Here is an 8,012-nt window from a genome sequence, read left to right as displayed (position 1 = left end):
GGACTGGCCACCCACATCCTGTCGCTGCCGGAGGGCGCCCCGGTCGACATCCGCACCGGGCGCCCCTTCCGCGTACGGGGACGGACCGGTCAGACCCGCACCTCGACCGTGCGCGCCAGCCGGTCGTGCAGACCGCGGCCGTCGCGGTCCCAGACCAGGGCCGGGATCGCCAGGCACAGCAGCACCGAGCGCAGCAGGGCGCGCAGCGGGCTGACCCGGCCGGTGCCGAGCTCGACGACCCGCAGGCCGAGCAGGCGCTTGCCCGGGGTGAAACCGACGGTCCCGACGGTCAGGACGCTCAGGACGAAGAAGATGAGCAGCGCCCAGTTGGACGTCGCCTGGCCGTAGCCGTCGGTGATCAGGCCGTATGCGATCAGCAGGCACAGGGCCCAGTCCACGGCGAGCGCGCCGATCCGCCGCCCGGGACGGGCGATCGAGCCCGGCCCCTCCTCCGGCAGGCCGAGCTGCCGGCCCCGGTATCCGAACTCGGCCCCGGCGTCCTCCATGGCCGCGCGCGGCCCGGACAGCCATGATCCGATTGCTTGCCTCTTGTCCACCCGTACACGGTACTGCGCCCGGATATGACCGGGGCATGGAGGGGTACGCCGGGGCTACTGTGGAAGGGTCCGACGGATCCGCGCCAGGGGGTCCGGTTAACTTCTGTGAAACAAACGGGTCACGCCCGAGAAATCACCCGTCCCTAGGGTCGAGCGCAGCGTGTGCCACCCGCACTGGCCGCACGAACGATCTACCACCCCGGCGGCACGGTCGGGAGTAGGAGGAGCTGGATGTTCCAGAACGCCGACGAGGCCAAGAAGTTCATCGCGGACGAGGACGTCAAGTTCATCGATGTCCGTTTCTGCGACCTCCCGGGCGTCATGCAGCACTTCACGGTGCCCGCCGAGGCGTTCGACCCGGACGAGGAGCTCGCCTTCGACGGCTCCTCGATCCGCGGCTTCCAGGCCATTCACGAGTCCGACATGGCGCTGCGCGCGGACCTGTCGACCGCCCGTGTCGACCCGTTCCGCCGGGACAAGACGCTCAACGTCAACTTCTTCATCCACGACCCGATCACCGGCGAGCAGTACTCCCGTGACCCGCGGAACGTGGCGAAGAAGGCCGAGGCGTACCTGGCGTCGACCGGCATCGCGGACACCGCCTACTTCGGTCCCGAGGCCGAGTTCTACGTCTTCGACTCCGTCCGCTTCGCCACCAGCGCGAACGAGTCCTTCTACCACATCGACTCCGAGGCGGGCGCCTGGAACACCGGCGCCGTGGAGGACAACCGCGGGTACAAGGTCCGCTACAAGGGCGGCTACTTCCCGGTCCCGCCGGTCGACCACTTCGCCGACCTGCGCGCGGAGATCTCCCTGGAGCTGGAGCGGGCCGGCCTGAAGGTCGAGCGCCAGCACCACGAGGTGGGCACCGCCGGCCAGGCCGAGATCAACTACAAGTTCAACACGCTGCTCGCCGCCGCCGACGACCTCCAGCTCTTCAAGTACATCGTGAAGAACGTGGCGTGGAAGAACGGCAAGACGGCGACCTTCATGCCGAAGCCGATCTTCGGCGACAACGGCTCGGGCATGCACGTCCACCAGTCGCTGTGGAGCAACGGCGAGCCGCTCTTCTACGACGAGCAGGGCTACGCCGGCCTGTCGGACACCGCCCGCTACTACATCGGCGGCATCCTCAAGCACGCCCCGTCGCTGCTGGCCTTCACCAACCCGACGGTGAACTCCTACCACCGCCTGGTGCCGGGCTTCGAGGCGCCGGTGAACCTGGTGTACTCGCAGCGCAACCGCTCCGCCGCGATGCGCATCCCGATCACCGGCTCGAACCCGAAGGCCAAGCGCGTCGAGTTCCGCGCCCCGGACGCCTCCGGCAACCCGTACCTGGCCTTCTCGGCGCTGTTGCTGGCCGGCCTGGACGGCATCAAGAACAAGATCGAGCCGGCCGAGCCGATCGACAAGGACCTCTACGAGCTGGCTCCCGAGGAGCACGCCAACGTCGCGCAGGTCCCGACCTCCCTCGGCGCCGTCCTCGACCGCCTGGAGGCCGACCACGAGTTCCTCCTCCAGGGCGACGTGTTCACGCCGGACCTGATCGAGACCTGGATCGACTTCAAGCGCGCCAACGAGATCGCCCCGCTCCAGCTGCGCCCGCACCCGCACGAGTTCGAGCTGTACTTCGACGTGTGATCGACGCCTGAGCCGCCCGGGCGGCCCCCGTTCCCGTTCTCCGGGGGCGGGGGCCGCTGTCGTGTGCACGAAACCGGCTTGCTTTCCGTCACCTTGCGCACCGAGCGTGCACCGCCTGACCGATGCGCTCGCGCGACGACAGCGGCATGAACGAGGGCCGCCACCAGGGGGTGTCCGGGCGATCCTGCCATCACCTACGGGCCGGTGCCGTCGGTTTCTGGGCGAGGTGGGCGAGTTATAGGGTCTCAAAAGGAGGTGATCATGGCTGATCGCGGTTGGTATGACGACAGTGACTACCACGACGCGGTCCAGCAGGCCGAACGAGCAACACGGTTCGGCTGGGCAGCGATCGCCGGGACTACAGGAGTGCTCGGCTGTTTGCTGATCACCCTGGCCGTTATCTGTGCAGTCGCGGTTCTCGCGTGCCTTTACGTCGTGGTGTCGATGAATTACTAGGACCTGTCCAGACCCATCATGTGCGGAGCCAGATGACCAGGGCTGCTGCGGTGGCGGTTCCGAGGTAGACGTAGCCGCGTTTGTCGTAGCGGGTGGCTACAGCGCGGGACTGCTTGAGCTTGTTGATCGCTCGTTCGATGGTGTTGCGTTCCTTGTAACGCTCTTCGTCGAAGCCGGGTGGCCGTCCGCCACGTGAGCCTTTGCGCAGGCGGGCGGCCCGGCTGTCGGTCTTCTCCGGTTGATGTGCCGGATGCCCCGGCACCGCAGGTACTCGCGGCCCGGCCCGTTGCTGTACGCCTTGCCGCGAGGCTGTCTGGCTTCTGTGTGCAGTCTGCCCGCTGACCTGGCGTGACGATCAGGGACAGCGGGCGGCAGTGACCGTCTGCGCTCAGGTGGAGCTTTGTGGTGCATCCGCCGCGCGAGCGGCCAAGGCCCTCAGCTCCTGCACCACCTCCAGCAGCCGGGCGACGAGGCTCTGCCATGGCCTCTCGGCCTGGTGTTCTGCCGTTTCGGCCCGCTTTGGCGGCGGATCGGTGCGGGCCCCGGCCGCGCTCGACCAGGCGGTAGCCACAGCTCGCCCACCCGCCCCCCCTCTCCGGGAGCGGGGGCGCTGTCGTGTGCATGGAAACCGGCTTCCTGGTTTACTGGCACGGTTGTTCGATCCGGAGGTTTCCAGGGGGATGGGGGAAGGGTTCGACATGTCCGAACGGGACGACTGGGAGCGGGAGTTCGATCACGCGTGGGCGGAGGGCGCGGAGCACAAGGAGCCGTCCGCGCGGGCCCGGATGCTCGCCGCACGCTGGAAGGACAACCCGCCCGGACCGGTGCCGTTCCGCGCCGACCCGGAGCCGGTGCGGGGCCGCCGGTCGTCGTGGGTGTCGACGACGGTGGTCCTCGGGTGCGTGGCCGCCGTCATCCTGTTGCTGGGCTACATCAACTTCCGGGCGCCCTACTAGGCGCTTACTGGCCACCGCACGGTGATCATCGGAACCTGTTCGGATCCGGACCGGCATACCGTGGCGTGACGTGCCCGAGCGCTTCGGCAGATGGAAGCCCGTTTCATGAACGTCACCGGCGTTGGTCGCGGACGGCACGGACCAGATCCTGCGGGCCGTCCGAGCGGACGCCGAGCCGGCCGGCCGGATCGACTGGAGCAGACTCAAGAACTCCCGAGCCGTCGTTACCCGCTGCGGCAAACGAGCCTACGTGTTCCACGGCACCGTCACGACCGCGGCGATCCGGCTATGGCTCCGCCGCTGATCCACGGGGCACGCCAAGATTTAAGGTGCCTCTGTGGACGACAACGCCTGGTTCAAGGTTGAAGACCCGGAGGAGTACGGCGAGGACCCCTTGGACTTCGACGAGGCTGAACTCACCTTCCTCGCAGCCCTGCGCACCCGGGCTGCCACCTGGCGGATGCCGTGGGCTCCCAGCGGCGTCTCACGGCCCGAGGACGACTCGTCGCTTCTCGTCTGGGTCTCCCTCCTCGACGAGGAACGCTCACTGATACTCGGCGAGTGGGCCGTGCACTTCTATGGCGCGCGGGTGCGGGCAGGGAAAGTCTCCGACCAGCTCTTCAACCTCCACGAGTCGCCCGAGCGCGGGTATTTCAAGGCCTCAGGCACGGCCGTCGAGCTCGCACTACGGTGCGCCGACTGGTTCGAGAGGCTGTTGCGCCGTCCTGTCGTTCGTGCCGAATGGCTCTCCGCGTCCAAGGCGAGCGCGACTCGCTGGGAGTTCGCCGACACAGGAGAGGCCCTCGTCATCAGCCGTGACGTGCCCACCGATGGCCCGCCCCCGGCCCACCGTTTCCCGGTCCGTCCCTGATCCGCCGGACAGGCCCTACCAGGTGTCCATCGCGCTGCGGTGATGTGGCTGACCTGTGACCGCTCGGCCGTCCGGCGCGGCGGCCAGCCGCCCTCCCCGGACGGCAGACCCAGTACCGCACCGGCCCGGAGCCGGGCCGGGGGCCGTGGCGGCACCGGGATGGGGGATGCCGGGCCCCCGTGGCTTCGGGGACCCGGACCGGCCGTCCGGCGGTGCGGGACGAACGTCAGCGGCTGTAGCGCATCAGCGCCCGCACCATGTGGCAGGTGGTGTCGGACGGCGGGTGGACGCCGATGAGCTCCGCCGTGTCGCGTATGGTCTCGTCACGGGCCTGGTTCGGCAGGTAGACGCCCGAGTCGAGCAGGGCGATGGCGAGCCGCATCGCCTTCAGGCGGCGGTTGTGCGTGATGTACCACTCGCGGGGGCGGCCCGCCGGCAGCGGCCGCTTCTCCACGGGCGCGTACGGCAGGTCGAGCAGGACGGGGCGCTGGGCGGTCGACTGGGTGGGCAACGGCTTCGGCTTCACTGCGGCAGCGGGCACGGGCATCCTCCTGTCGCGGTCGGGGCACCGCCGGGCGGGCCCCGGCGACACCCTCGAACACTGCTTCAATTTTACGGCCCGGCACTGACAATCGCCCCTGGCCACAAGCGCTTTCGGGGGTGCGGTGACGAGAGGGGCGAACGGGTTTTGAGCACCCTCCCGGCGTACCGTGGGCCCATGGAGATCTGGATCAACCCGGCCTGTTCCAAGTGCCGCAGCGCGCTCACCCTGCTCGACGCCGAGGGCGCCGACTACACCGTCCGCCGCTACCTGGAGGACGTCCCGGGCGAGGACGAGATCCGCGACGTCCTCGCCCGGCTGGGTCTCGAACCGTGGGAGATCACCCGCACGCAGGAGGCCGCCGCCAAGGAACTGGGACTGCGGGACTGGCCCCGTGACGAGGCGTCGCGCGACCGCTGGATCACGGCCCTCGCCGAGCACCCGAAGCTGATCCAGCGCCCGATCATCACGGCGGACGACGGCACCGCGCTCGTGGCCCGGACCGACGAGGCGGTGCGCGAGGCGCTGTCCCGCTGACGGGCGGCGGGAGCCGGGGAAGGACACCCGGCGCGGGCGGGGCGACGGCCGAGCCGCCTGCCGGCCGCCACCCCTCCTCCGCCGTCTGCCGCGCCCCGGCCTCGCATACGACCGGCCGGGCCGGGCACGCGGTCCCCCACCGGGCGGCGGCTCCCCCGGCCCCACTCCGGGCTCTCCGCCCTCACACGGTGAGGTGTGCCACACCAGCGCCAGGTAACACGGGGTTCACATACGGGCAATGGCCGGGAAACCCCCTGTTGACAGGCTGCCGGGCAGTTGAGGCGGCGCCCCGGTGCCGCAGCGCCGCAGCATCCGCGAGTGCGCCAAGACCCACCCGAAGGAAGTGGCACCCGTGACCTTCAAGGCCGAGTACATCTGGATCGACGGCACCGCGCCCACCGCCAAACTTCGTTCCAAGACGAAGATCATCGCGGGTGCCCCCGCCGGTCTGGACGCACTGCCGATCTGGGGCTTCGACGGGTCCTCCACCAACCAGGCCGAGGGCAACTCCTCGGACTGCGTGCTGAAGCCGGTCTTCTCCTGCCCCGACCCGATCCGCGGCGGCGACGACATCCTGGTGCTGTGCGAGGTCCTCGACACGGACCTGACCCCGCACCCCAGCAACACCCGCGCCGAACTGGCCGAGGTCGCCGGGCGGTTCGCGGCGCAGGAGCCGATCTTCGGCATCGAGCAGGAGTACACCTTCTTCAAGGACGGCTACCCGCTGGGCTTCCCCAAGGGAGGCTTCCCGGCCCCGCAGGGCGGTTACTACTGCGGTGTCGGCTCCGACGAGATCTTCGGCCGTGACGTGGTCGAGGCCCACCTCGACAACTGCCTGAAGGCGGGCCTGGGCATCTCCGGCATCAACGCCGAGGTCATGCCCGGCCAGTGGGAGTTCCAGGTCGGCCCCCTCGCCCCGCTGGAGGTCTCCGACCAGCTGTGGGTGGCCCGCTGGCTGCTCTACCGCACCGCCGAGGACTTCGGCATCACCGCCACCCTCGACCCCAAGCCGGTCAAGGGCGACTGGAACGGCGCCGGCGCGCACACCAACTTCTCCACCAAGGCCATGCGCGAGGGCTACGACGCCATCATCACCGCGTGCGAGGCGCTCGGCGAGGGCTCCAAGCCGCTGGATCACGTCAAGAACTACGGCGCCGGCATCGACGACCGTCTGACGGGCCTGCACGAGACCGCCCCGTGGGACCAGTACTCCTACGGCGTCTCCGACCGCGGCGCCTCCGTCCGCATCCCGTGGCAGGTCGAGAAGGACGGCAAGGGCTACATCGAGGACCGGCGTCCCAACGCCAACGTCGACCCGTACGTGGTGACCCGCCTGCTCGTCGACACCTGCTGCACGGCGCTGGAGAAGGCCGGCCAGGTCTGATCCGTTCCGCTTCCGTGTGAGGGGCGTCCGCCGTCGAGGCGGGCGCCCCTCACGCGCGTGGGACGTCGGTTTCCGGACAGGCAGGCGTCCACGCAGTGAGAGAAGGGTCCTGCCGGGCCCCGGTGTCTGCTTCAATGGGGCCATGGCCAGCCTCCAGAAGCTCAGCATGCCGGGTCGCCACGACCTCGAGCCCTTCTGGCCTTCCCGTCAGCACCACGACTTCGACCGGGTGTGTTGCCGCGCGACGAACGCGCCGGCCCTCTGACAGCCGTACACCCGGCACCCGCCGTACAACGGCTTTCGGTCCGCGCGCACCGCGTACGTCCCTCCCTCGGCCGGCCCGGCACGATCCGGCGCCCGCCGAGCTCTCCGACGAACCCCTCGCGCGAAAGAGCTGACCTCTCATGGCGACCACCCGTTCTCTGACCACCGCCACGCTCACCTCCCCGGCCGCCCCGGCGGCGAACGGCGCGCGGCACCGGCTGCGTTCCGTCGGCCGGGACGAGGCCGTCACCGTCACCGACCTCCTGCCGCCCGGCGCCACCTGGCTGCCCGCGCCCCAGCACACCCTGCCCGCGCTGCCCGGACAGCCGCCGATGGTCGGCTATCTGGTGCTGGTCCCCGCCGACCAGCAGCCGCCCTTCCCGGTGGCGGTGCCGGAACCGGAACCGCCGGCCGCGGCCGTATCCGGCGACGACCCGCTGATCCGCGTCGACACCGTGCGCCGCGTCGCCGCGGTCGCGGGCCGGCAGCTGGACCTGACGTATCTGGAGTTCGAGCTGCTCGCCCATCTCGTCGCCCACCCGCACCGGGTGCACACGCGGGACCAGCTCGTCACCACCGTGTGGGGGTACGGCCATGTGGGCGACGGCCGCACCGTCGACGTCCACATCGCCCGCCTGCGCCGCAAGATGGGCGCCGAGTACCGGGGCGCGATCCAGACCGTGCGGCGGGTCGGGTACAAGTACGTGCCGCCGTCGGGTCGCTGAGGGCCGCTGACCTCCGGTCTCCGCCGCCGGTCTCCGCCGTCGATCTCTGCCGCCGGTCTCTGCCGTCGGCAGACGGCCGT

At 70.1% G+C, this 8,012-nt stretch carries 9 protein-coding genes and 3 pseudogenes; 9 read left to right on the top strand and 3 right to left on the bottom strand.

Annotated elements, in window-relative coordinates; all coding sequences use genetic code 11:
• Nucleotides 1-89: 89 nt before the first annotated feature.
• Nucleotides 90-557 carry an RDD family protein gene (locus tag AB0L74_RS01895; RefSeq protein WP_365644447.1) on the bottom strand — a complete coding sequence of 156 codons (468 nt, stop codon included), beginning with the start codon at nt 555-557 and terminating at the stop codon, nt 90-92.
• A gap of 231 nt (nt 558-788) precedes the next feature.
• On the opposite strand from AB0L74_RS01895, the gene glnA reads away from it, so the two are divergent.
• A complete protein-coding gene (gene glnA / locus AB0L74_RS01890; protein WP_029382274.1) occupies nt 789-2,198 on the top strand; it encodes a type I glutamate--ammonia ligase in 1,410 nt (469 codons plus the stop codon).
• A gap of 261 nt (nt 2,199-2,459) precedes the next feature.
• Complete coding sequence (locus tag AB0L74_RS01885; RefSeq protein WP_365644443.1) at nt 2,460-2,654, top strand: hypothetical protein; 195 nt, start codon at nt 2,460-2,462, stop codon at nt 2,652-2,654.
• 16 nt (nt 2,655-2,670) lie between these two features.
• On the opposite strand, the pseudogene AB0L74_RS01880 reads toward AB0L74_RS01885, so the two are convergent.
• Nucleotides 2,671-3,085, bottom strand: a pseudogene (locus AB0L74_RS01880) (IS5/IS1182 family transposase); the annotation flags it as partial.
• 267 nt (nt 3,086-3,352) lie between these two features.
• Between AB0L74_RS01880 and AB0L74_RS01875 the strand changes: the two are divergent.
• The 4 genes and pseudogenes from AB0L74_RS01875 to AB0L74_RS01860 all read left to right on the top strand — a co-directional run bounded on the left by AB0L74_RS01875 (nt 3,353) and on the right by AB0L74_RS01860 (nt 4,481).
• Entirely contained in the window at nt 3,353-3,610 is a 258-nt protein-coding gene (locus AB0L74_RS01875) for a hypothetical protein (protein ID WP_365644440.1), read from the top strand.
• A gap of 40 nt (nt 3,611-3,650) precedes the next feature.
• A pseudogene (locus AB0L74_RS01870) lies at nt 3,651-3,741 on the top strand (transposase); the annotation flags it as partial.
• 55 nt (nt 3,742-3,796) lie between these two features.
• Nucleotides 3,797-3,914: pseudogene (locus AB0L74_RS01865) on the top strand (IS5/IS1182 family transposase); the annotation flags it as partial.
• A gap of 33 nt (nt 3,915-3,947) precedes the next feature.
• Nucleotides 3,948-4,481, top strand: coding sequence for a hypothetical protein (locus AB0L74_RS01860; RefSeq protein ID WP_365644437.1), 534 nt, complete (start codon nt 3,948-3,950; stop codon nt 4,479-4,481).
• A 226-nt stretch (nt 4,482-4,707) separates the two neighbouring features.
• Here the strand turns inward: AB0L74_RS01860 and AB0L74_RS01855 are convergent, their stop codons facing one another.
• Nucleotides 4,708-5,022 carry a hypothetical protein gene (locus AB0L74_RS01855; RefSeq protein ID WP_365644434.1) on the bottom strand — a complete coding sequence of 105 codons (315 nt, stop codon included), beginning with the start codon at nt 5,020-5,022 and terminating at the stop codon, nt 4,708-4,710.
• 177 nt (nt 5,023-5,199) lie between these two features.
• Here AB0L74_RS01855 and AB0L74_RS01850 point away from each other — a divergent pair, with 177 nt between their 5' ends.
• The 3 genes from AB0L74_RS01850 to AB0L74_RS01840 all read left to right on the top strand — a co-directional run bounded on the left by AB0L74_RS01850 (nt 5,200) and on the right by AB0L74_RS01840 (nt 7,932).
• Nucleotides 5,200-5,559: an arsenate reductase family protein gene (locus AB0L74_RS01850; RefSeq protein ID WP_365644431.1), complete on the top strand. Its 360-nt coding sequence runs from the start codon at nt 5,200-5,202 to the stop codon at nt 5,557-5,559.
• Nucleotides 5,560-5,911: 352 nt separating this feature from the next.
• On the top strand, nt 5,912-6,943 hold the full coding sequence (glnII, locus tag AB0L74_RS01845) for a glutamine synthetase (RefSeq protein ID WP_365644428.1): 1,032 nt from the start codon (nt 5,912-5,914) through the stop codon (nt 6,941-6,943).
• 404 nt (nt 6,944-7,347) lie between these two features.
• Nucleotides 7,348-7,932: a winged helix-turn-helix domain-containing protein gene (locus AB0L74_RS01840; RefSeq protein ID WP_365644425.1), complete on the top strand. Its 585-nt coding sequence runs from the start codon at nt 7,348-7,350 to the stop codon at nt 7,930-7,932.
• The last annotated feature ends 80 nt before the right edge of the window (nt 7,933-8,012 follow it).

The organism is Streptomyces sp. NPDC052020, from assembly GCF_040680575.1.
In the GTDB taxonomy this organism is placed as follows: domain Bacteria; phylum Actinomycetota; class Actinomycetes; order Streptomycetales; family Streptomycetaceae; genus Streptomyces.
This window is presented reverse-complemented; position numbering and strand designations above follow the sequence as displayed.

Bases quoted from the DNA above. Each gene is read 5' to 3' on its own strand.
- glnA (WP_029382274.1), top strand. From the start codon at position 789: ATGTTCCAGAACGCCGACGAGGCCAAGAAGTTCATCGCGGACGAGGAC.
- AB0L74_RS01885 (WP_365644443.1), top strand. From the start codon at position 2,460: ATGGCTGATCGCGGTTGGTATGACGACAGTGACTACCACGACGCGGTC.
- AB0L74_RS01875 (WP_365644440.1), top strand. From the start codon at position 3,353: ATGTCCGAACGGGACGACTGGGAGCGGGAGTTCGATCACGCGTGGGCG.
- AB0L74_RS01850 (WP_365644431.1), top strand. From the start codon at position 5,200: ATGGAGATCTGGATCAACCCGGCCTGTTCCAAGTGCCGCAGCGCGCTC.
- AB0L74_RS01840 (WP_365644425.1), top strand. From the start codon at position 7,348: ATGGCGACCACCCGTTCTCTGACCACCGCCACGCTCACCTCCCCGGCC.